The following is a 21,960-nucleotide window of genomic DNA, read 5'->3' as shown; positions in this document are numbered from 1 at the left end:
AATCATTCAATGCAAAGATAAAAGCATTTAGGGCACAATTTAGAGGAGTGAAAAACGTAGAATTCTTTCTGTATAGATTAACAACAATTTTTGCATAAACACAACAATTGTTCTTGATCCGAATTCTTTCTGTATAGATTAACAACAATTTTTGCATAAACACAACAATTGTTCTTGATCCCTGAAGTGCCCGCACATAGAGTTGTAAACAGAAAAGGACTGTTAACAGGGAAACACCACTTTAAAGGTACTAATTTAATGCAACAACTTCTGGAAAGTGAAGGCGTTGTAGTGGTTGATAATCAAATTCAAGATTTTGATGAAATTTTCTGGGATCCAGGGAAGGAGTTGTAGTTTCTTCTTGTATAGATTAACAACGGTTTTTGCATAAACACAACAATTGTTCTTGATCCTTTTTTTTTGTTAAAAACGCATCAAAATTGTGCTAAAACAAAAAAAGCCTCTCCGTGTGGAAAAGCTTCTCATCGGTCTATTTCTAAACCACAAGCCACCTTAAAGTGACTCAACACAACTTCTTGTTGCGGTCTGGACGAGACTCGAACTCGCGACCCCCTGCGTGACAGGCAGGTATTCTAACCAACTGAACTACCAGACCAATTTTTTCAATCTTCCTTTCGGGAGACCCTAACAACAGTTAGGCATTGTGAAAAATTGTTACCAATACATTTTGGAACTTGTTCCTTGCTGTATTAAGCGGTGGCAAATATACTACTCCAATTCGTTTTCACAAACTATTTTTTGAAAAAAATTAAAAAAATATTTCTTTTAATTGCAATTCGCTAGTTTTCAGTGAGTATCAAACGGTATAAATTTCACAAAAACCATACTGCTACCGATAGTAGACGATACTTTATTATCCAAACTTCTGCCGTTCTACCAAATAAGTGGTCAAAATCTTATTAAAGCTCTCGTTGGTATCTGCTAAAACGTACTTTATACGGTATTGTGCACAACGCAATTCTAGTTCTTTAAAATAATTTTGAACAGCTTCTTCGTATTGCTCTTTTATGTTTTCGGCGTAAAGGTTTACATATTCGCTAGTCTCAACATCTACAAAACGTTTAGGGCGATTGGAAAAATCGAAATTTACTTCCCGCTTCTTATCGAAAGTATGGAATAAAATTACTTCGTGTTTGTTGTATTTTAAATGTTGAAGTGCTTCAAATAGTTTTTCTTCTTCGGTGCCATTTTGAAACATATCGGTAAATAGAAAGACTAAAGAACGTCTCTTGAGCTTTTCAGCAATTAAATGCAGATGCTCATAGGTTTTGGTCTGTGCTTTCTCTTTAGGTGAAAGCAAGGCTTCATTTAGCTTTTGAAGCAACATTTGATGATGGCGCTCGCTTCCTTTTTCCGATGCGTAAAATTCGTATTCATCACTATAAATACTTAACCCAACGGCATCACGTTGGCGTTTCATTAAATTCATAATTGCTGCTGAAGCTAAAACAGAAAATGCAATTTTGTTTAATGAGTTGATGTTAAACTGCTTGAGTTTTGGGTAGTGCATCGAGCTGCTATTGTCTACAATTAAGTGACATCGCAAATTTGTTTCCTCCTCGTAGCGTTTGGTATAGAGTTTATCCGTTTTGGCAAATAACTTCCAATCTATATGCTTAGTACTTTCACCATTATTGTAAATTTTATGCTCTGCGAATTCTGCAGAAAATCCGTGAAACGGACTCTTATGAAGTCCAGAAATAAAGCCTTCTACCACTTGTTTTGCAAGTAGCTCGAGGTTTTTAAAACCTACAATCTCATTTATTTCTTTTTCTATATCCATATTGTCAATCAGAGCAAAGTTGAATAGGTATTTAATTTACTGAATCTGCGCGTAAAAACAGTTTTATAATAATAGGTGATTTTGTAATTACTTAGTAATAGCTATTAATTAATAATCTTTATGACACAAGGTTTGCTCGTATCATAAAGATTATAAAAAAGGACTTATTTTAAAGCTTGTATTTTATTTTTTCTTCAAAATATAAAAATCAGCTAATTCACCTTCTGCCATCTCTCCGTTAGCGTTAAGCATTGTAATTTGGTTTTCGCCTACTTTATATTGTGAAGTTTCTTCACCATTTTTTAGAATTACTTTTAATCCTGCTTCATCCCAAGAGAAAGTACCGTTATTTTTAAATTCTTCGGTGTTTTCTGGGCCTTTAAGGTAGGTTTGAGAGATTGTGTAGGTATTGTCTTCTTTTAGTTCAATAACTGTTTTAATGCCTTCGCAGTCTGCACATGGAAGCGTTCCTTCGTAAACACCAGACCAGTCTAGTGAGTTTTGAGAATTGTGCTCGTCCACAACATCCGAAACTACTTCATCCATAGTTTCTGCATTTATTACTTGTTTTTTCTCTTCATTTTTACAACCAACTAATGTTATCATGGCTATACCAAAAACGAATAATGTCTTTTTCATGTTTGTTTTTTTATATGATTTATATTTCCAATCTATTTTCAAGTTTTATACCGAAAATGTATTTAAAGAATTATTTTAAAATTCCATCTACTATCCCGTAAGCTACTGATTCTTCAGCGTCCATCCAATGATCACGGTTGAAGTCTTTCATTACTTTTTCAAAATCTTGTCCGCAATTATCTGCTAGAATTCTAGCGCTTATTTCTTTTGTTTTTAAAATTTCTTGAGCAGTAATTTCAATATCGCTTGCAACTCCACGAGCTCCACCGCTGGGCTGGTGAATCATAACTCTAGCGTGTGGCTGAATAAATCGCTTGCCTTTTTCACCTGCAGATAGTAAAATACTACCCATTGAAGCTGCTAATCCTGTACAAATTGTTGAAACGGGGCTTTTAATTTCCTTCAGCATATCATAGATAGAAAAACCTGAAGTTACATAGCCTCCTGGGCTATTGATATAAAACTTAATTTCGTCGTGGTTTAAGGCGTCTAAGTACAATAACCTATCTACAACGTGTTTGGCACTTTTGTCGTCCACCATTCCCCAAAGGAATACTTTGCGTTCCTCCAATAGTTTGTTTTCAATTTTATCCTGTACTTTATCTGTTTTTTTCATATTTATTGCTCTGTCCCCTCGAGCGCAGTCGAGAGGTTTTTGATACTTGTTATTTTTTAATGAGGTCTCGACTGCGCTCGACCAGACATTCTACTAATATAAAAAAAGGCTTAGCGATATGCCAAGCCTTTTAGTGATTTATTTTTTTGCTTAATGATTACAAAAGTGAATCAATCGCTTCTGCATAAACATTTTTAGGAGCAACGCCTACTTGACGTCCTACTACTTCACCATTTTGGAATACCAAAACAGTTGGGATGTTTCTTACACCGTATTTTGCAGCAAACTCTTGGTTTGCATCTACGTCAACTTTTCCTACAACAGCTTTCCCGTCATATTCTTTGCTTATTTCCTCAATGATTGGTCCTACCATTCGGCAAGGTCCACACCAGGCTGCCCAAAAGTCAACCAATACAGGCTTATCGCTTTTTAAAACTGTTTCTTCGAATGTTGCGTCTGTTATTTCTAATGCCATAATCTTAATTTTTAATGAATTTCAAAAATAGTTATTTTTTTCGCTATAAAACACTTCTTAATATATGTTTAGGAAATGCAAGTATTGTTTATTTCTATTGTTGTTTTGTACTCAGACGTCAGCCTACGAAAAACCTAACAGATTCTTTTTCTAATTGAGCTTATAATGAACTTGCTCTCTGTCAAGTTCGTCTAACAACTCTTTAGAGATGTTGATTTTATGTGTTCTACTTGGCATTTCAAGAAGAATCTTCTCGTCTTTTTCAAAAACCACAAAATACAACTGCTTCTCGCCCTTATGGGTTTTTACTAAATCTTTAAGTTTATCAATGCGGCCATCTTTAACATCGGTTAATGGAAGGGTAAGGGTTAGTTTTTTACCTTGTGTTTCCATTATATCGTGTAACAGTTGAAAACTATTGTACTGAAGACGAGGCTCTCCTTTTTTGCCTGTTTCGCGGTTGGTCCAACCTTCTTTTACAAAAACGCGTCCATAAATAAAGCTATTGGGAACCAAAAAGTGACGCCACTTTAAGTAATCTTCTCCAAAAATCTTGAATTCGTAACTGTCGTCATAATCTTCAACAGTAAAAATAGCCCATCCTTTCCCGGCCTTAGATTCTCTGTGTTGCACATCGCTAACCACACCGCCAAAAGTCATTTCTTTATTTAAGAAATTGTCGAGATTATTGAAATCCGATACCTTGCAATTGGTAAAACTGTTCATTTCTATTTTGAAATCGTCTAATGGATGACCAGAAATGTATACCCCTACCACTTCGCGTTCTTGTTTTAATTTTTTCATAGTACCCCATTCTTCACAAGGTGGTACTTCGGGCTCTGGAATTTGAACTTCACTTGCATCTCCAAACAAGCTTACTTGCGATGAGTTCTGTGTTTCTTGGTATTTAGCGGCATATCGCAATACTTTCTCAATAAACATTGTTCCGTCACCCGAATCGTGTAAATATTGAGCTCGATGTGTATCAAAACTGTCAAAACCACCCGCTAGGGCTAAGTTTTCAAAAGCTTTTTTATTTGCAGCGCGAAGATCTATGCGCTTCGCCAAGTCGAAAACAGATTTGTATTTACCGTCTTTCCTGTTTTCTACAATTGTAGCTACTGCACTTCCCCCAACACCTTTAATGGCACCCATCCCAAAACGGATAGCGCCTTGATCGTTTACCGTAAATTTGTGAAAAGATTCGTTTACATCTGGCCCCAATACTTTCATGCCCATTCGCTTGCATTCGTCCATAAAGAAGGTGACTTGCTTTATGTCGTTCATATTGTTTGAAAGCACGGCAGCCATATATTCAGCAGGGTAGTGGGCTTTTAAGTATGCCGTTTGGTAAGCAATCCAAGCATAGCAAGTAGAGTGCGATTTGTTAAACGCATAACTCGCAAAGGCCTCCCAGTCTTTCCAGATTTTTTCAAGTTTCTCTGCATCGTGACCTTTTTCAGAAGCTTGTGCAATAAACTGCGGCTTCATTTTGTCTAGTACTGCTTTCTGCTTTTTACCCATCGCTTTACGTAAAACGTCGGCTTCACCTTTTGTAAAGCCAGCAAGTTTTTGGGACAGCAACATCACCTGCTCTTGGTAAACAGTAATTCCGTAAGTTTCCTTTAAATACTCCTCCATTGCAGGTAGATCGTATTCAATTTCCTCTTCCCCGTGTTTTCTTTTAATGAAGCTAGGAATGTAGTCCATAGGTCCTGGACGATACAAAGCGTTCATTGCAATTAAATCTGCAAAAACTGTAGGCTTTAATTCCTTCATATATTTCTGCATCCCTGCAGATTCATACTGGAATATCCCTACGGTTTCACCTCTTTGGAAAAGTTCGTAGGTTTTTTCGTCGTCGAGAGGAAAACTATCAGGGTCTAAATCTATATTGTGCCTATGCTTGACAATCTTTACGGTGTCTTTTATAAGGGTAAGTGTTTTTAATCCTAAGAAGTCCATCTTCAACAATCCAGCGCTTTCTACTACGGAGTTGTCAAATTGGGTAACGTATAAATCACTGTCTTTTGCCGTGGAAACGGGGACGAAGTTTGTAATATCACTTGGAGTAATAATTACGCCACAAGCGTGAATTCCGGTGTTTCTAACAGATCCTTCAAGAATTTTTGCTTGATTTATTGTTTGCGCTTCCAAATCACTTCCTTCGGAAAGGTTTAAAAGTTCATTCACCTTTGGAAGATCGTCACTTCTAAAGCGAGCTTTTAACTCTGCAGGACTTAAGCCGAAAATTTTGTTCAGCTTAGTCATATTAGGGATAAGTTTTGAAATCCTATCAGCATCATTTAATGGTAAATCAAGCACTCGCGCGGTATCGCGGATGGATGATTTTGCCGCCATTGTACCATAGGTGATAATTTGAGCTACTTGGTTACTTCCGTATTTATTAATTACGTAATCCATAACCTTGCTTCGGCCTTCATCATCAAAGTCAATATCGATATCGGGCATACTTACACGATCTGGATTCAAGAAGCGCTCAAAAAGTAAATCGTATTCTATTGGGCAGATATTTGTAATTCCTAAACAATAGGCAACTGCACTACCTGCAGCCGAACCACGGCCTGGACCAACCGAAACCCCCATTTTTCGGGCTTCAGCAATAAAGTCTTGAACAATCAAGAAGTAACCCGGATAGCCTGTATTGGCGATAACTTCAAGTTCGAAATCTAAACGTTGTCTAATTTCTTTTATTCGGTCTGAGGCATCCTCAGGAAGTTCCTTGTCTGTTAGTTCCTCTAGCGTTACCTCAGATAATTCTGGATAACGTCTTTTTGCGCCTAAATAGGTTAAGTGGCGGAGGTATGCATTTTCCCCTCTTTTACCACCATCAGCATCTTCAGCAGATAAAAATTCATCAGGAATTCCGAAATTAGGAAGAAGTACATCTCGGTGTAATGAGAAAGGTTCAATTTTTGAAACTACTTCCTCGATATTTAAAATTGCTTCAGGAAGATCCTTGAAAAGCGCTTTCATTTCTTCAGAATCTTTGAAGTAATATTCTTGATTCGGTAAACCGTAACGATAACCACGACCTCTACCAATTGGAGTAGCTTGTTTTTCGCCATCTTTTACACACAATAAAATATCGTGTGCATTGGCGTCTTCTTTTTTAATATAATAGGTGTTGTTGCAGGCTACAATTTTCACATTGTTTCTTCTTGCCATAGCAATCAAAACATCGTTTACGCGTCTTTCATCTTCTTGGTCGTGACGCATAACTTCAACGTAAAGATCGTCGCCAAACTGTTCTTTCCACCAAAGCAGTGCTTCTTCAGCTTGAGCTTCTCCAATATTTAAAATCTTGCCAGGGACTTCACCGTAAAGACTTCCCGTTAAAACAATAATGTCTTCTTTGTATTTTTCAATAATTTTCTTGTCGATTCTCGGTACGTAGTAAAATCCTTCAGTATAGGCTATAGAAGCCATTTTTGCTAAATTGTGATAGCCTGTTTTGTTTTTTGCAAGCATTACAATTTGATAGCCATTGTCTTTATGCGATTTGTTTAAGTGGTCTTCACAAACAAAGAATTCGCAGCCCACAATTCCTTTTAATGCCTTGTGTTTATTTTCTTCTGTTAGGTTTTTGTTGTAATTGTTAACCGATTGCACAAAATGAAACGCTCCCATCATATTCCCCGTGTCTGTAAGGGCTACTGCAGGCATGTTATTTTCTACTGCGGCATTCACTAAATCTTGAGTGCTAGAAGTAGATTGAAGAATTGAAAATTGTGAATGGTTATGAAGATGCACAAATGGCACATCTTCTAAAGTGGCAATGTTTTCTTTTATTTCTTCTGAAGAAATTTCTTCAGTTTCTGATAAAGCTTGTATTTGCTCCCGAATTTTTTGTGAAGCTTTTTGAAGATTAATATGTTTTAATCCTATAAGCTCGATTGTTTGAGGGTTTTCTTTTGAAAATTTCTCAAAATAATCTGGTTGAACATCAAGTTCTTCAGCTGTAAAAACTTGTCGACGCACCAATTCGAAAAAGCAACGTGTTGTTGCCTCCACATCGGCAGTTGCGTTGTGCGCTTCAGAAAAAGGTGTGTTAAATAAAAACTCGTGAAGCTCGGTTAATGTAGGTAGTTTAAACTTTCCACCACGTCCACCAGGAATCTGACAAAGTTGAGCTGTAGTTTCGGTACAAGTATCTAAAACTGGGAGGGTGGTCAATGGGGTGTCAATCCCTAAGCGGTAGAATTCCGCTCCCATAATATTTACATCAAACCCAACATTCTGACCAACGACAAATTTTGTTTTTGAAAGTGCAATGTTGAATTTCTCAGCTACTTCCTCTAAAGCTACACCTTCGGCTTCCGCTAATTCGGTAGAAATTCCGTGAATTTTTTCTGCGTCGAATGGAATGTTGAAACCCTCAGGTTTCACCAAAAAATCTTGGTGCTCAATTACATTTCCCATGGCATCGTGGAGCTGCCAAGCAATCTGTATACAACGTGGCCAATTATCGGTGTCGCTTATTGGAGCATTAAAGCGTTTAGGTAAGCCAGTGGTTTCTGTATCGAATATTAAATACATTGAAATTGAGTGTTTTAGATTGACGAAATTAAATTTTGAATGTATTGCCTTTTGCGAAGTCGAAGGATGGAATTCAAAAAAGTAAAAATAGAAAAATCAACCGCTATTGTGAAATAAAAGTCTAACGAATTGTTCACAAAAGAAAACCGTTCGAGGAAATTTCCTCGAACGGTTTCAATCTTTCTTTTTCAAAAATATTATTAAGCAATAATAGATTCAAAATTCTTAGCATTTTGCCATGCAGTATCGATGGTGTCACGCTGGTTGGTCAAAATTTTCTGCGTTGTAGGTGGTAACGTAGTGTCTTTAATTACTTCGTTGTACTCTTCAATGGCAGCTTTTTCACCTTTTTGAACTTCGCCTAAAATTGTTTTCTCGTTATTTGAAGAAAAGGCAGTTTCAATATCCATCCAAGTTCTGTGTAATGCTCCGGTTGTACTTCCACTTTTTTCAGGAGTTTCACCGTAGTTTTTAATTTCGCTCTTTAATTCGTGACCAAAATTATAACGTTTTTGAGCTTGTTCGTTAAAGAATTGCTTCAGTTTTGTGTTGTCCACTTTTTCTGCAGCTTTTTTATAACCCTTTTCGGCATCATAGTTCTTCTCTAACAATTCATTTAATTTATTCGACATCTTTTCAGTAAACTTCATCATCATTCATTTTAAATTATACAGTCATTTTATTTCTGAATTCCTAATAAAGACAACTGCTCAACTTCATTGGGATATACCCCAATATACCATGAATAAAGGTGATAAAAGAATTTTTAACCTAAGCTTAGTATCATTTAAGAAGGTTTAACGTAATAAGAGTCTTTAAGAGGTTTATTTGTATGTAATGTTAAATTTCCCCTCAGTAATAAGTGTGTTATCAGTGTTAAAACTAAACGTGCCCTTCATGGTTTTTTCTGAAGTATTATGTTCGCTTAAGGTTACTACACCTTCTCTTGTTGTCTTAGAGCCATCAGCATTTGTGTAAATTGCTTGTACTGTGGAATTAGGTAAGGCGTAATTTCCAGTTGATACGTCCGGTTTAAAGTTTAAAGTGATTTTTGAATTCACGTTGTTTGCTGAAATTGATATTCTATGAGTAGTTTTTCTAGCCGAAACTATAAATGGAAGGAATTCATTATCATTAATCTTAGCGGAAAAAGTTCCTGCGTTAACGGGATCAAGTTCGGTGCTATTGTTATAAGGTATATCGAACAATGTACCGTTAGAAACGTAAATTGTATCTATGCCTGGGAGAATAGCGTTAAAGTGAAATATACCCGAAATAGTTTTGTTTACTTCATTTACTTCAGATATAGTTATCATTCCCTCACCATCTGGCAAGGTAGTGTAAACACTTCCACCTGGACCTTCATACATAGCAAAGTTGGAAGAACCTTCACCAATTGTATAGCTGTTTTCTGCTAAACTTGATAGTTTAATCGTCATACCTTCATTTTGAGAAGAACCCAAAATGGTTAATGTGCCATCGTCGTTTACTGAAGCGCGAGCATCTGCAGCCATGTAAAGATTATTATCAATATTGGCTTGCAAAGCAGAATCTGTTACTTTAGTATCTTCACAAGAAATGATAAAGAAAGCTGAAAGTAGGACAAGTAGGATTTTTTTCATTGGTGATGTTGTTATGAAGTGAATTAGACAAATGTAAAAGAAAAACTTTAATTGATTGAATTTCAAAAAGAAAATATATTATCTTTGCCGTCCTTAATTATAACCGGGGTCGTGAACCCCAAAAAATAATTTTTAAAATGTCAGTAAAAATAAGACTACAAAGACGCGGAAAGAAAGGGAAACCTTATTTCTGGATTATTGCGGCAGACGGCCGTAGCAAAAGAGATGGTAAATACCTAGAAAAAATAGGTTCTTACAATCCAACAACCAACCCAGCACAGATTGACCTTAATGTGGACCTAGCTGTAAAATGGCTTCAAAACGGAGCTCAACCTACAGATACGGCTCGTGCTATTCTTTCTTACAAAGGGGCTTTAATGAAAAATCACCTTGCTGGTGGTGTTCGTAAAGGTGCTTTAACTGAAGAGCAAGCTGAAGCTAAATTCAACGAGTGGTTGGAATCTAAAAGAGAGTCTATCGACAAGAAAAAAGCAACTCTTACTGAAGCTCAAGAAAAAGCGAAAGCTGAAAAACTTGCTGCTGAAAAGGCTGTTAGTGATAAGCGTGCTGCTGAAGCTGCCGCTGCTGCTGCTCCTGAAGAAGAGGCTACTGAAGAGGCTGAAGCAACTGCTGAAACTGAAACAGAAGACAACAAAGAAGCTTAATTTTTATAACGATGCAAAAGGAGGATTGCTTCTACTTGGGCAAAATCGTTAAGAAATACAGCTTTAAAGGTGAGTTACTCGTAAAATTAGATACGGACGAACCTGAACTCTTTACCGAAATGGAATCGGTTTTTGTGGAACAACGCAAAAACCTGATTCCATTTTTTATTGAAGAAAGTTCACTGCACAAAAGCGAATTATTGCGTGTGCGTTTTGAAGATGTTACTAACGAAGAGGAAGCCAACGCTTTAATTGGTGCTCATCTATACCTGCCTTTGGAATTTTTACCAGAGTTAACAGGAAATAAATTCTACTACCACGAGATTATCGGTTTCACCGCAGAAGATGAGTCTTTTGGGAAAATCGGTGAAATTACTGGAGTAAACGATACAACTTCGCAGGCATTATTTGAAATAGACCGCGAAGGAACAGAGATATTAATTCCTATGATCGATCATTTTATAAAAAATGTAGATCGAGAAAATAAAACTATCCTGCTAGATGTTCCTGAAGGACTAATTGAAATGTATTTATAATTCTGAATTCAGAATTAAAAATTCAGAATTAAATGAACAAGCCTTTTCAATTCAAACAATTTACAATAGAGCAAGATCGATGTGCCATGCAAATAGGTACAGACGGAGTTTTGCTTGGAGCTTGGGTTTCAATTGAAAACAATCCATTTTCAATTTTAGATATTGGTGCAGGTACAGGAGTTATAGCTTTGCAGCTTGCACAGCGTTCTGATGCCGAAATGATTGATGCTCTAGAAGTAGACGACAACGCCTACGAACAATGCGTTGATAATTTTGAAAATTCACCTTGGGGCGATAGACTATTCTGCTACCACGCTTCCTTAGGAGAGTTTATAGAGGAAATAGAAGATAAATACGATCTTATTATTTCCAACCCGCCATTTTATTCTGAAGATTATAAAACATCCGACGAATCGCGTGACCTTGCACGATTCAACGATTCACTTCCATTTGATGACTTAATTTTTAGTGCTTCACAATTACTTTCAGAAGAAGGGATTTTTGCTGTTGTTATTCCCCGAAAAGAGGAAGAAGGTTTTTTAAAGATGGCAGAACAAGAGAATCTTTTCGCAAAGCGAATTTGTCGAGTAAAAGGAAATGAAACTTCTCAAGAAAAAAGGAGTTTGATAGAGTTTTCTTTTGAAAAATCGACACCGAAAATTGAAAATCTTACCATAGAAACTTCACGACACAAGTATACTGAAGAATACATTAGCTTAGTTAATGAATTTTACCTGAAAATGTAGGTCTATATGGTTCTGATTTCTAAATTTGTATTCCTTTAAATTTATAAATACATGAAACCAGATTTATTCGAAGCTCCAGATTATTACAATCTAGACGAATTACTTTCAGATGAACATAAACTAGTGCGTCAAGCTGCTCGCGAGTGGGTTAAGCGTGATGTATCTCCAATTATAGAGGAATACGCTCAAAAAGCAGAGTTTCCTAAACAAATTATCGGTGGACTTGCCGAAATTGGGGCTTTTGGGCCTTATATACCCGTAGAGTACGGTGGTGCCGGACTAGACCAAATTTCTTATGGATTAATAATGCAAGAAATAGAACGCGGCGATAGTGGTGTTCGTAGTACAGCATCTGTACAATCTTCATTAGTTATGTATCCAATATACAAATATGGTACTGAAGAACAACGTAAAAAATACTTGCCAAAACTTGCATCAGGTGAGTGGATGGGATGTTTTGGTTTAACTGAACCAGATCACGGAAGTAATCCAGGTGGAATGACTACCAACTTTAAAGATATGGGTGACCACTATCTTTTAAATGGTGCAAAAATGTGGATTAGTAACGCTCCATTTGCTCAGGTTGCAGTTGTTTGGGCTAAAAACGAAGAAGGTCGTATTCACGGTTTAATCGTTGAGCGTGGAATGGAAGGTTTTTCTACTCCAGAAACACACAATAAATGGTCGCTTCGTGCTTCAGCAACAGGTGAGCTTATTTTTGATAATGTAAAAGTTCCAAAAGAAAATTTACTTCCAAACAAATCAGGATTAGGTGCGCCACTTGGCTGTCTTGATTCTGCGCGTTACGGTATTGCTTGGGGTGCAATTGGAGCTGCAATGGATTGTTATGACACTGCATTGCGTTATTCAAAAGAAAGAATGCAATTTGGGAAGCCAATTGGGCAATTCCAACTTCAGCAGAAAAAACTTGCCGAAATGATTACCGAAATTACAAAAGCACAATTATTAGCTTGGAGAGTAGGGGTAATGCGTGATGCTGGAACAGCAACAAGTGCACAAATTTCTATGGCAAAGCGTAATAATGTGGATATGGCTATCAATATCGCTCGCGAAGCTAGACAGATGCTTGGGGGAATGGGTATTACTGGTGAATACAGTATAATGCGTCACTCAATGAACCTTGAAAGTGTAATTACTTACGAAGGAACCCACGATATTCATTTATTGATTACAGGTCTAGACATTACAGGCTTAAATGCTTTTAAATAGATGAGAAATATTGCCTTTGGAATTTTAATTTTTTTTGGAATTCAAGCATTTGCTCAAAAGAAACCCTTTGAAAATGTAAGTTTAGATGCTTTTTTAACTGAAACTCAATACTTCAGTGATAACCCTAAAATGTTGGAGTTTGTTTGGTGGCTTCCTAGAGAGTTTTGGGGTGTTTCATATGCTCAAGATTCAACGGTTAGTGAAGAAGACTATAAGGAGTTGCTTAAAATGTTTCAAAATTTTGAACTATTCGCCGTTACACAGGGTGAAATAGGACATTTTGGTGGAGTTACATACTATTCTAGGGAAGATGTTATTGATAATCTGACTATTCATTATAGAGGTGAGAATTTAATGGTTGCTTCAGAAGAAGAAATCTCGTCAGATTTTTCAAATTTTATAATGATTATGCAACCAATGATTGCCAACATGTTGGGGCAAATGGGAAGTAATATTCATTTTATACTATTTAAAAGTATACGAGGAAACGAAGTTCTACCTATAAATCCTTTAGATAGTAAAAATTTGGAAATTACACTTTCTGAGTTTAACAAAACAATTGAGTTACCATTAAGTAGCTTATTGTTAGAGAAAAGATGTCCAAATGACGATAAACTCTATTCAGGTAAATGGAATTATTGTCCGATACATGGGGAAAATTTAATTTTAAACTAATGGTAAATTTATTAAAAAGCTTTCCAAATTTTGGGAAGCTTTTTTATTTTACACACCTTTCACATACTAATTGTATCTTTAAAAAAACATTTACAGTATGTCGTCAAAATCTCGAATGTACCGTGCCTATAACACCGCCCGACGGGTTACATTCAATGATGATTCAAAATTTATAATTTTTAGTGATTGCCATCGCGGCGATAATAGTTTTGCCGATGAGTTTGCAAACAACCGAAATATCTACTTTCACGCACTTCAAAATTATTACAAAAACGGATTTACTTATTGCGAGTTAGGTGATGGGGATGAACTTTGGGAAAATATTTCTTTTAAAGATATTTTCGAAGCACATCAAAACGTGTATGAATTAATGAAGCTTTTCTATAATGAAGGGAGGCTTTATAGGCTGTTTGGAAACCACGATATGGTTTATCAAAATGAAAGTTATGTAGAGAAAAACCTCTTTACCTATTTTGATAAAATTACGGGAAAAGACGCTCCATTATTCCCTGGTATTAAATTTACAGAAGGCTTAATTCTAGAACACGAAACTACCAAACAAGAGATTTTTATGGTTCACGGGCATCAAACCGATTGGATGAACTATGTGGGTTGGAAAATCAATAGGTTTATGGTTCGAGTGCTATGGCGGCAACTTCAAGTTTTTGGAATAGGTGATCCTACTAGTCCTGCAAAAAACTATAAAGAATTAATTAAAGTAGAAAGACGCACCAAACGATGGATCGTAGAGAATAAAAACATCTTTACAATTATGGGGCATACCCATAGGCCGCGCTTTCCAGAGCCTGGAGATATAGCACTATTTAACGATGGAAGTTGTGTTCATCCTCGAAGTATAACAGGCTTAGAGATAGAAAATGGCGAAATTTCACTTATCAAATGGCAAATTTCAACCACAGCCGATGGCACCTTAAAAGTTAAGAAGTTACTGCTAGAAGGACCTCAAAAACTTATTGACTATAAAACAGAATAGCTGGTTAAGCCTCAGGAGCTAATTCTATTTCTAAACCGTCGAGCTCTTCATTGATAAATATCTGACATCCAAGACGGCTATTATCTTTCACGTTAAAGGCCTCTGCAAGCATAAGGTCTTCATCATAACTCATTTCTGGTAGTTCGTGATCGCTCATTACGTAGCACTGGCAAGACGCACACATTGCCATTCCTCCACAAACACCAATTGTCCCTTCAGGAGCTAGCTCGTACGAACGAACTACTTCCATAACATTCATATTCATATCGGTAGGAGCATCAACTACGTGAGTTGTTCCTTCGCGGTCTGTTATTTTAATTTTAATGTCTTTCATAAAGATAAATCAGACTTATCTGCTTAGAATAATAAAACTGCACAGATAAAAATTTTGAAGATTAGTCGAATGCTTTAATTACGGCTTTTGGAGCTTCTTTCTTACTGCCATCAAAACCTTGTACTCCACCAACTGTAGTGTACTTCATTACATAGCGCTTATCTGGAAAAATTCTTTGGTAAGCACTTTGACACATTAGTGTTGCTTCGTGAAAACCACAAAGTATTAATTTCAGTTTTCCAGGGTAAGTATTGATATCGCCAATAGCGTAAACGCCAGGGATATTGGTTTGATAGTCTAAAGAATTATCAACTTTAATTGCGTTCTTTTCAATTTCGAGTCCCCAATCTGAAAGCGGTCCTAATTTAGGTGCTAATCCGAAAAGAGGAATAAAATGGTCGCATTCTCTGTTGAAAACCTCATCACCGCGTTTAATTACAACTTCTTCAAGTTTGTCATTTCCAACTAAGCCTACTACTTCAGCTGGGGTGATTAATTCTATTTTTCCGATGTTTTTTAGTTCTTGAACTTTCTCAACACTGTCTAAAGCTCCTCTGAATTCATTTCTTCTATGAATTAAGGTTACGCTTTTTGCAACATTTGTTAGGAAAATACTCCAATCTAAAGCAGAGTCACCTCCTCCTGAAATAACCACATTTTTATCGCGGTATAATTCAGGGTTACGAATGATGTACTCTACACCTTTATCTTCGAAATCTGCAAGATTAGAAATAGCCGGTTTTCGTGGCTCAAAACTTCCTAACCCTCCTGCAATTGCAACTATAGGAGCGTGGTGTTTTGTGCCTTTATTAGTAGTAACTATAAAAGTGCCATCGTCTAACTTTTCAAGTTTATCAGCTCTTTCTCCAAGAGTAAAGCCGGGTTGAAAAGGTTCAATTTGTTTCATTAGATTATCCACTAAATCTCCTGCTAAGACTTCTGGAAATCCAGGAATGTCGTAGATAGGTTTTTTAGGATATATCTCAGCACACTGCCCACCTGGTTGTGGAAGTGCATCTATAAGGTGACATTTCAGTTTAAGTAATCCTGCTTCAAATACGGTAAAAAGGCCAGTAGGTCCTGCGCCAATTATAAGAATATCAGTTTTTATCATGAAAGAGGTGCTCTTAAATTTTGTTTCAAAATTAGTTCGGAAAAAATGTTTAATAAATGACTATTGTCAATCTTAAGATATGTTTATGACTTTCTCAATTTGAGGCGCATATTTTTTGATTGTCATTTCTACGCCACTTTTTAAGGTCATTTGGTTAACCGAACACCCTACGCAAGCACCCAGTAATTGGACTTTTACCACCTTATCATCTTCAATCGAAATCAGTGATATATCACCACCGTCGTTTTGCAAAAATGGTCGAATCTCGTCCAATGCCTCTTGTACTTTTGTAGTTAATTCTTGCGTTGTCATATTATTTTTTTACGGCGCTGCAACCTGCCATTGTTGTAATCTTTATAGCTTCAGTAGGAGGAAGGTTTTCGTTTCTGCGAACTGTTTCCTCTACTACATTACGAGTTATTGCTTCAAATGCTTCTTCTATTGGTGTAGCCGATTGTAGTGCTGCTGGTCTTCCAACATCTCCTGCTTCACGAATACTTTGAACCAATGGAACTTCACCTAAGAAAGGAACATTTAAATCTTCAGCAAGATGTTTAGCACCTTCTTTTCCAAATATATAGTATTTATTGTTTGGAAGTTCGGCTGGTGTAAAATATGCCATGTTTTCAACTATACCCAATACTGGTACGTCGATATTTTCTTGTCTAAACATGGCAACACCTTTACGAGCATCTGCTAATGCTACGTTTTGAGGTGTACTTACCACAACAGCACCTGTGATAGGTAGCGATTGCATAATACTTAAATGAATATCACCAGTTCCTGGAGGTAGGTCTAATAACATAAAGTCTAATTCACCCCAATCGGCATCAAAAATAAGCTGATTTAATGCTTTGGCAGCCATTGGTCCACGCCAAATTACTGCTTGATCTGGTTGCGTGAAAAAGCCAATAGAAAGAATTTTTATTCCGTAATTTTCAACGGGCTTCATTTTACTTTTACCCTCAACATTTACAGATAGTGGTTTTTCCATTGCCACGTCAAACATAATTGGAATAGAAGGCCCGTAAATATCAGCATCTAGAATACCTACTTTGAATCCCATTTTTGAAAGAGTAACAGCTAGATTTGCAGTTACAGTAGATTTACCTACTCCTCCTTTTCCGGAGGCTACAGCAACAATATTTTGGATTCCCTTAATAGGTTTCCCCTTAATAAGATTAGGGTTTTGAGGTTTCTGAGGTGCTTCAACCTTTATGTTAACTTGTACTTTAGCATTAGCATCCACTTTTTCGTGAATGGTTTTAATTACATCTGCTTCTGCACGTTTCTTTATATGTAAAGCCGGCGTAGTTAGTTTTAAATCTACTACAACTTCGTCGGCAAACGTTACTACATTCTGAACAGCTCCGCTATCCACCATATTTTTTCCTTCGCCAGAAACTGTTATTGTCTCTAAAGCTTTAAGGATGTTTTGTTTTGAAATGCTCATAATTATTTGGAGATATTTAGATTCATTCTAAAGTGCAAATATACTCTTTATGATTTGTATTTTAAAGAGATACTCTTTCATTTTCGGTTTATTGACTTTCTACGGTTTCAAGTGAAAAATTTATTTTGAATTATAGAGATATTTGAAGTCAATAGTTTTTTTATTACCCCTTTATATAACTTGTCAAATTAAAGCCGAATATGTAAATTGTAGTTCCCCAAGATTATAGAAATTCACTTACACACATTAACAAAACAAATATTCTAATGTATCGATTGTTACTTGTTTTTCTTTTGGCTTTACTGGTTTCCTGTTCAACTGATACTGATTATAAAAATAGATCGCGTGCCACAGGTTGGAAAATGATAGGTGGAAAAGGAGTCTTTTCTAAGAATTATAAGGGAAAAATAAATGTGCAAGAAACAGGTCCAGGCCTAGTTTTTATTGAAGGAGGTACTTTTACAATGGGGCGAGTACAAGACGATCCAATGGGCGATTGGAATAATACACCCACTCAACATCACGTGATGTCTTTCTACATGGACGAAACCGAAGTTACCAACTTAATGTATTTAGAATATTTGGATTGGACAAAGCGTGTTTTCCCTCCGAGTATCGAACTTTATAAAAATATCTACCCTAGCGCTGTTCCCGATACTATGGTATGGCGAAATCCACTTGGTTTTAATGAAGATATGGTTTACAACTATCTGCGTCATCCAGCTTATTCTGAATATCCAGTAGTGGGGGTGAATTGGTTGCAAGCAGTTAATTTCTGTAAATGGCGAACCAATAGAGTTAATGAACTATTACTCGAAGAAGCTGGAATGATACCTAAAGATGCGCGTTTGCATATAAAGGGAGATGAAACTTTTGATACGGAAACTTATTTTGCAGCGCCTACCTTAACCTATGGTGGAAATGACTCTATTCTTCACGGAGGTAAAAAATCTAAAGCATTATTAGAGCTTCGTAATGATAGTACCTTAGTGGGTGCAGAGCGTACTCAGTTATTTGTACAACGCAAAGATGGTTTATTGCTTCCAACGTACAGACTTCCTACAGAAGCTGAATGGGAATACGCAGCTTTAGGTTTAGTTGGCATTCGAGAATACAATTCATTTAAAGGTAGAAAAAAATATCCTTGGAATGGTAGTTATACCCGTTCAGGGAAACGAAAGAATAAAGCAGATCAACTGGCAAATTTTAAACAAGGACAAGGTGATTATGGCGGAATTGCAGGTTGGAGTGATGATAATGCAGATATTACTGCTCCCGTAAAAAGTTACCCAGCCAATGATTTTGGACTATACGATATGGCTGGAAATGTTTCGGAGTGGGTTGCTGATGTTTATAGGCCAATTATTGAAAAAGATTACAATGATTTTAATTACTACAGAGGGAATGTTTTTACAAAACCATCTAGAAATGCCGATGGGACTTACAATGTTATTCCATTAGACTCTATTGTATATGATACGCTTCCTAATGGGAATTTGGTTCCAAAGCATTTTCCAGGCGAATTAGTTCAAGTTCCTGTTGGAATTGAGGAAACTCATCTTCGCCTTAATTTTTCACAGAGTGATTACCGAGATTTTAAAGATGGTGACTCTTTGTCTAGAATTAAGAGAATTCAGGATGAATCCTCACAACGTCCAATGTATAATTCCCCAAGACACCATATTCTAATTGATAGTATTGGAACTGTGTATACAGAATATGATAAAGACAACAACAGGAGAACTTTGATAGATAATCAAACTCGTGTTTACAAGGGTGGTTCATGGAGAGATCGAGAATATTGGTTAGACCCAGCTCAACGTAGATACTTACCAGAATATATGTCTAGAGATGATATTGGGTTTAGATGTGCAATGTCTAAAGTAGGATCCAAAATGCAGGGTAAGAAAAAGCGCAAAAATTAGAAACTGAATTTATTAAATTCTAAATTTTTTTATCAACTTGGCATTAGTTATCTTCCTTCACAAAAAATAATAAATGATATCAGAAATAATTAAAAATCGGCGTGCAGTTTTTCCTGCACAGTACAATTCCCAACCTATAACAAAAGAGGAAATTCTTTCAATTTTGGAAGCTGCCAATTGGGCCCCTACGCATAGACGAACTGAACCATGGCGATTTAAAGTTTTTCACGGAGAATCTCAAGCTACTCTCGGAAAATTTATGGCAGAATATTACAAGGAAACCGCAGCCAAATATTCAGAATTCACTTATAATAAGTTTTTAAACAACCCAGTGAAAGCAGGTTGCGTTATCGCTATTTGCATGCAGCGTGACGAAAAAGAGAGTATTCCTGAATGGGAAGAAATTGCTGCAACTGCTATGGCAGTTCAAAATATGTGGCTTACTGCTCATAGCATGAAAATAGGAGCGTATTGGTCTTCTCCAGGTGTGATAAATAGTATGGATCAACATGTAGCTATGGAAGAGGGAGAACGTTGCCTAGGCTTGTTCTATTTAGGAAAATTCGACGATGAACTGCCAGAAGGAACTAGGAAAACTACTATCGAAGAAAAAACTACTTGGTTGTAATAACCTAATTAGCAAACCTGACACGTCTCGAAAACCTGTCAGGTTTTTTTATTTTTAAATTTTAACAACTAAAAACTTAGTTTAAACTAATCTTTTAGTTATATTTGATTGATAATAAAAACCTCATATTCTTTACTAATGAAACAGTTAACAAAAGCAGAAGAAGATATAATGCAAATTTTGTGGGATTTAAAAGAGGCAAATGTTGCATCAATTATCGATGAACTTCCAGAACCTAAACCTGCATATAATACTGTTTCTACCATTGTTAGAATATTGGAGAGTAAGGATTTTGTCGATTACCGAAAGGAAGGACGAGGACATATTTACTTTCCAAAAGTTAAAAAATCGGAATACAGCAATCAGTCTTTGAAAAAGTTGATGGACGGTTATTTTCAAGGCTCTTTTAAAAGCATGGTCTCTTTTTTTATGAAGAAAAATGATGTCAGTATTCAGGAAATGGAAGCTATTATGAAGGAAATAAATTCAGAAAAACCCGAAAAATGATACATACAATTCTACAAATACTCGTTTTTCAACTGCTTTTCCTCGCAGTTTATGATCTCTTTCTAAAAAAGGAAACTTTTTTTAATTTGAATAGAGCGTATCTATTACTCACCCCAACCTTGAGTATTATTTTACCCTTTGTGAGTTTGGATTTTCTTCAGGAGAATATTCCTCAGGAGTACGTTGTTCAATTACCTGCCGTAATTCTTGGAAACACTGCTTCGGAAGCTGGGAGTAACGCAACATTTTGGATGTCAACATTAAGTAGCCTTTATTTTATAGGCGTTTTATTCACCTCCTTTATTTTCAGCTTTAATCTTTTAAAAATAGCTAAGTTGCGCGTTTCAGGAAAAAAGAAGAACTTTAAAGGAACGAGATTGATACTTCTTCCCAAAACCGATCTTACTTTTTCATTTTTCAGCACAATTTATCTAGGAGAAACTGTTTCCGAAGAAAACAAAGCTAGCATCATTGCACATGAAAAAGTTCACATTCAGCAAAAACATTCTTATGATTTGCTGTATTTTGAACTACTTCGCATCGTTTTTTGGTTTAATCCACTGGTTTATATGTTCCAAAATAGAATCGCCACGCTTCACGAGTACATAGCCGATTCTGAAATAACGCGTAATAAAGACAAAAAACAATACTATCAAAACCTTCTTTCCGAAGTATTTCAAACCGAGCAAATTTCATTTGTCAATACATTTTTCAAGCAGTCATTAATCAAAAAACGAATCATTATGTTGCAAAAATCAAAATCACAAAAAGGAGCGCAGGTAAAGTATTTACTGCTGTTGCCCATAATCTTTAGCATGTTGTTTTACACATCATGTAGCAATGAACCTAAGCCAGAAGAGATACAATCTACTTCTCAATCTGATTCTGAAGTTATGACCAAAATTAATGAACTTGCCGAGGCCATTATGAAAAAAGGTGATATGACTGCCGAAGAAGAAAAAGCTCTAAAACTCCTAACAACGGAAGCGCAGCCAGGTGATAAGGTTTATACTTCGGTGAGAGAATATTTAGACGATACGAAGGGCGAGAATGGTACAGATGTCCCTTATTCCGTTATCGACCAAGTGCCGGCCTATCCGGGTTGTTCTGGTGATAATGAAACCATGAGGAAATGTATGTCCACCAAAATAGCAGAATCGATAAATTCGAATTTCAATACGAGTATTGCCAATGATTTGAATATTTCAGGAAGACAACGGATTGCTGTTCAATTTAAAATTGATAAAACTGGAAATGTAACTGATGTTCGCGCTCGAGCAAAACATCCAGAATTAGAGGCGGAAGCTATGCGTGTAGTAAATTTACTGCCACAAATGAAGCCTGGCGAGCAGAAAGGTGAAAAAGTTGGCGTTTTGTATTCCTTGCCTATTGTTTTTGATGTTGTGGAATAAAAAGCAATACCTAGGCCCCAAAGGT

Annotated in this window: 21 protein-coding genes, 1 tRNA gene and 1 pseudogene; 11 read left to right on the top strand and 12 right to left on the bottom strand. The window is 36.4% G+C overall.

Annotated elements, in window-relative coordinates:
* Positions 1–183: 183 nt before the first annotated feature.
* Positions 184–354: pseudogene (locus H4O20_RS09440) on the top strand (MGMT family protein); the annotation flags it as partial.
* Between the two features lie 188 nt (positions 355–542).
* On the opposite strand, the gene H4O20_RS09435 reads toward H4O20_RS09440, so the two are convergent.
* The 8 genes from H4O20_RS09435 to H4O20_RS09400 all read right to left on the bottom strand — a co-directional run bounded on the left by H4O20_RS09435 (position 543) and on the right by H4O20_RS09400 (position 9,716).
* Positions 543–616, bottom strand: a tRNA-Asp gene (locus tag H4O20_RS09435).
* Between the two features lie 258 nt (positions 617–874).
* The gene (locus H4O20_RS09430) at positions 875–1,804 is read right to left on the bottom strand and encodes a DUF58 domain-containing protein (RefSeq protein WP_185099087.1); all 930 of its coding nucleotides are present in this window, start codon (positions 1,802–1,804) and stop codon (positions 875–877) included.
* 183 nt (positions 1,805–1,987) lie between these two features.
* The gene (locus tag H4O20_RS09425) at positions 1,988–2,443 is read right to left on the bottom strand and encodes a copper resistance protein NlpE (protein ID WP_185099086.1); all 456 of its coding nucleotides are present in this window, start codon (positions 2,441–2,443) and stop codon (positions 1,988–1,990) included.
* 70 nt (positions 2,444–2,513) lie between these two features.
* Positions 2,514–3,059, bottom strand: coding sequence for a ClpP family protease (locus H4O20_RS09420; RefSeq protein WP_139853870.1), 546 nt, complete (start codon positions 3,057–3,059; stop codon positions 2,514–2,516).
* Between the two features lie 157 nt (positions 3,060–3,216).
* Positions 3,217–3,534, bottom strand: a complete 318-nt coding sequence (trxA, locus tag H4O20_RS09415) for a thioredoxin (RefSeq protein WP_068761863.1) — start codon at positions 3,532–3,534, stop codon at positions 3,217–3,219.
* A gap of 150 nt (positions 3,535–3,684) precedes the next feature.
* Positions 3,685–8,094: a DNA polymerase III subunit alpha gene (gene dnaE / locus H4O20_RS09410; protein ID WP_185099085.1), complete on the bottom strand. Its 4,410-nt coding sequence runs from the start codon at positions 8,092–8,094 to the stop codon at positions 3,685–3,687.
* Between the two features lie 200 nt (positions 8,095–8,294).
* On the bottom strand, positions 8,295–8,744 hold the full coding sequence (locus tag H4O20_RS09405; protein ID WP_139854404.1) for a PA2169 family four-helix-bundle protein: 450 nt from the start codon (positions 8,742–8,744) through the stop codon (positions 8,295–8,297).
* A 174-nt stretch (positions 8,745–8,918) separates the two neighbouring features.
* Entirely contained in the window at positions 8,919–9,716 is a 798-nt protein-coding gene (locus H4O20_RS09400; protein ID WP_185099084.1) for a DUF6252 family protein, read from the bottom strand.
* A 137-nt stretch (positions 9,717–9,853) separates the two neighbouring features.
* On the opposite strand from H4O20_RS09400, the gene H4O20_RS09395 reads away from it, so the two are divergent.
* The 6 genes from H4O20_RS09395 to H4O20_RS09370 all read left to right on the top strand — a co-directional run bounded on the left by H4O20_RS09395 (position 9,854) and on the right by H4O20_RS09370 (position 14,562).
* Entirely contained in the window at positions 9,854–10,381 is a 528-nt protein-coding gene (locus tag H4O20_RS09395; protein WP_185099083.1) for a 30S ribosomal protein S16, read from the top strand.
* An 11-nt stretch (positions 10,382–10,392) separates the two neighbouring features.
* Positions 10,393–10,917, top strand: coding sequence for a ribosome maturation factor RimM (gene rimM, locus H4O20_RS09390; RefSeq protein WP_165149007.1), 525 nt, complete (start codon positions 10,393–10,395; stop codon positions 10,915–10,917).
* A 32-nt stretch (positions 10,918–10,949) separates the two neighbouring features.
* Positions 10,950–11,663 (top strand): tRNA1(Val) (adenine(37)-N6)-methyltransferase, encoded by a 714-nt coding sequence (locus H4O20_RS09385; RefSeq protein ID WP_185099082.1) that lies wholly within the window; start codon positions 10,950–10,952, stop codon positions 11,661–11,663.
* Positions 11,664–11,714: 51 nt separating this feature from the next.
* Positions 11,715–12,893 (top strand): acyl-CoA dehydrogenase family protein, encoded by a 1,179-nt coding sequence (locus tag H4O20_RS09380; RefSeq protein WP_139853864.1) that lies wholly within the window; start codon positions 11,715–11,717, stop codon positions 12,891–12,893.
* Complete coding sequence (locus H4O20_RS09375; RefSeq protein WP_139853863.1) at positions 12,894–13,568, top strand: hypothetical protein; 675 nt, start codon at positions 12,894–12,896, stop codon at positions 13,566–13,568.
* Between the two features lie 97 nt (positions 13,569–13,665).
* Complete coding sequence (locus tag H4O20_RS09370) at positions 13,666–14,562, top strand: metallophosphoesterase (RefSeq protein ID WP_185099081.1); 897 nt, start codon at positions 13,666–13,668, stop codon at positions 14,560–14,562.
* Positions 14,563–14,566: 4 nt separating this feature from the next.
* On the opposite strand, the gene H4O20_RS09365 is transcribed toward H4O20_RS09370, so the two are convergent.
* The 4 genes from H4O20_RS09365 to H4O20_RS09350 form a co-directional block, all read right to left on the bottom strand.
* Entirely contained in the window at positions 14,567–14,896 is a 330-nt protein-coding gene (locus H4O20_RS09365; RefSeq protein ID WP_139853861.1) for a 2Fe-2S iron-sulfur cluster-binding protein, read from the bottom strand.
* A gap of 61 nt (positions 14,897–14,957) precedes the next feature.
* Positions 14,958–16,010 carry an NAD(P)/FAD-dependent oxidoreductase gene (locus tag H4O20_RS09360; protein ID WP_185099080.1) on the bottom strand — a complete coding sequence of 351 codons (1,053 nt, stop codon included), beginning with the start codon at positions 16,008–16,010 and terminating at the stop codon, positions 14,958–14,960.
* Positions 16,011–16,082: 72 nt separating this feature from the next.
* A complete protein-coding gene (locus tag H4O20_RS09355; RefSeq protein WP_139853859.1) occupies positions 16,083–16,322 on the bottom strand; it encodes a NifU family protein in 240 nt (79 codons plus the stop codon).
* Between the two features lies 1 nt (position 16,323).
* The gene (locus tag H4O20_RS09350) at positions 16,324–17,463 is read right to left on the bottom strand and encodes an Mrp/NBP35 family ATP-binding protein (RefSeq protein WP_185099079.1); all 1,140 of its coding nucleotides are present in this window, start codon (positions 17,461–17,463) and stop codon (positions 16,324–16,326) included.
* Between the two features lie 245 nt (positions 17,464–17,708).
* On the opposite strand from H4O20_RS09350, the gene gldJ reads away from it, so the two are divergent.
* From gldJ to H4O20_RS09330, 4 genes are all read left to right on the top strand, one after another.
* Positions 17,709–19,388 carry a gliding motility lipoprotein GldJ gene (gene gldJ / locus H4O20_RS09345; protein ID WP_139853857.1) on the top strand — a complete coding sequence of 560 codons (1,680 nt, stop codon included), beginning with the start codon at positions 17,709–17,711 and terminating at the stop codon, positions 19,386–19,388.
* 73 nt (positions 19,389–19,461) lie between these two features.
* Positions 19,462–20,016, top strand: coding sequence for a nitroreductase (locus tag H4O20_RS09340; RefSeq protein WP_139853856.1), 555 nt, complete (start codon positions 19,462–19,464; stop codon positions 20,014–20,016).
* Between the two features lie 138 nt (positions 20,017–20,154).
* Positions 20,155–20,523 carry a BlaI/MecI/CopY family transcriptional regulator gene (locus tag H4O20_RS09335; protein ID WP_139853855.1) on the top strand — a complete coding sequence of 123 codons (369 nt, stop codon included), beginning with the start codon at positions 20,155–20,157 and terminating at the stop codon, positions 20,521–20,523.
* Positions 20,520–21,935, top strand: a complete 1,416-nt coding sequence (locus tag H4O20_RS09330) for a M56 family metallopeptidase (RefSeq protein ID WP_185099078.1) — start codon at positions 20,520–20,522, stop codon at positions 21,933–21,935. The genes H4O20_RS09335 and H4O20_RS09330 overlap by 4 nt, the downstream gene beginning before the upstream one ends.
* The last annotated feature ends 25 nt before the right edge of the window (positions 21,936–21,960 follow it).

The sequence above is a fragment of the Aequorivita sp. 609 genome (assembly GCF_014212065.1).
In the GTDB taxonomy this organism is placed as follows: Bacteria; Bacteroidota; Bacteroidia; order Flavobacteriales; family Flavobacteriaceae; genus Aequorivita; species Aequorivita sinensis.
Note: the sequence above shows the minus strand (reverse complement) of the source record. Positions and strands in the feature narration are given on the sequence as shown.

Bases quoted from the DNA above. Each gene is read 5' to 3' on its own strand.
- H4O20_RS09400 (WP_185099084.1), bottom strand. From the start codon at position 9,716: ATGAAAAAAATCCTACTTGTCCTACTTTCAGCTTTCTTTATCATTTCT.
- H4O20_RS09425 (WP_185099086.1), bottom strand. From the start codon at position 2,443: ATGAAAAAGACATTATTCGTTTTTGGTATAGCCATGATAACATTAGTT.
- trxA (WP_068761863.1), bottom strand. From the start codon at position 3,534: ATGGCATTAGAAATAACAGACGCAACATTCGAAGAAACAGTTTTAAAA.
- H4O20_RS09375 (WP_139853863.1), top strand. From the start codon at position 12,894: ATGAGAAATATTGCCTTTGGAATTTTAATTTTTTTTGGAATTCAAGCA.
- H4O20_RS09365 (WP_139853861.1), bottom strand. From the start codon at position 14,896: ATGAAAGACATTAAAATTAAAATAACAGACCGCGAAGGAACAACTCAC.
- H4O20_RS09380 (WP_139853864.1), top strand. From the start codon at position 11,715: ATGAAACCAGATTTATTCGAAGCTCCAGATTATTACAATCTAGACGAA.
- H4O20_RS09405 (WP_139854404.1), bottom strand. From the start codon at position 8,744: ATGAAGTTTACTGAAAAGATGTCGAATAAATTAAATGAATTGTTAGAG.
- H4O20_RS09350 (WP_185099079.1), bottom strand. From the start codon at position 17,463: ATGAGCATTTCAAAACAAAACATCCTTAAAGCTTTAGAGACAATAACA.
- H4O20_RS09330 (WP_185099078.1), top strand. From the start codon at position 20,520: ATGATACATACAATTCTACAAATACTCGTTTTTCAACTGCTTTTCCTC.
- dnaE (WP_185099085.1), bottom strand. From the start codon at position 8,094: ATGTATTTAATATTCGATACAGAAACCACTGGCTTACCTAAACGCTTT.
- H4O20_RS09430 (WP_185099087.1), bottom strand. From the start codon at position 1,804: ATGGATATAGAAAAAGAAATAAATGAGATTGTAGGTTTTAAAAACCTC.
- H4O20_RS09370 (WP_185099081.1), top strand. From the start codon at position 13,666: ATGTCGTCAAAATCTCGAATGTACCGTGCCTATAACACCGCCCGACGG.
- H4O20_RS09335 (WP_139853855.1), top strand. From the start codon at position 20,155: ATGAAACAGTTAACAAAAGCAGAAGAAGATATAATGCAAATTTTGTGG.
- H4O20_RS09355 (WP_139853859.1), bottom strand. From the start codon at position 16,322: ATGACAACGCAAGAATTAACTACAAAAGTACAAGAGGCATTGGACGAG.
- H4O20_RS09340 (WP_139853856.1), top strand. From the start codon at position 19,462: ATGATATCAGAAATAATTAAAAATCGGCGTGCAGTTTTTCCTGCACAG.
- H4O20_RS09385 (WP_185099082.1), top strand. From the start codon at position 10,950: ATGAACAAGCCTTTTCAATTCAAACAATTTACAATAGAGCAAGATCGA.
- H4O20_RS09395 (WP_185099083.1), top strand. From the start codon at position 9,854: ATGTCAGTAAAAATAAGACTACAAAGACGCGGAAAGAAAGGGAAACCT.
- H4O20_RS09360 (WP_185099080.1), bottom strand. From the start codon at position 16,010: ATGATAAAAACTGATATTCTTATAATTGGCGCAGGACCTACTGGCCTT.
- H4O20_RS09420 (WP_139853870.1), bottom strand. From the start codon at position 3,059: ATGAAAAAAACAGATAAAGTACAGGATAAAATTGAAAACAAACTATTG.
- rimM (WP_165149007.1), top strand. From the start codon at position 10,393: ATGCAAAAGGAGGATTGCTTCTACTTGGGCAAAATCGTTAAGAAATAC.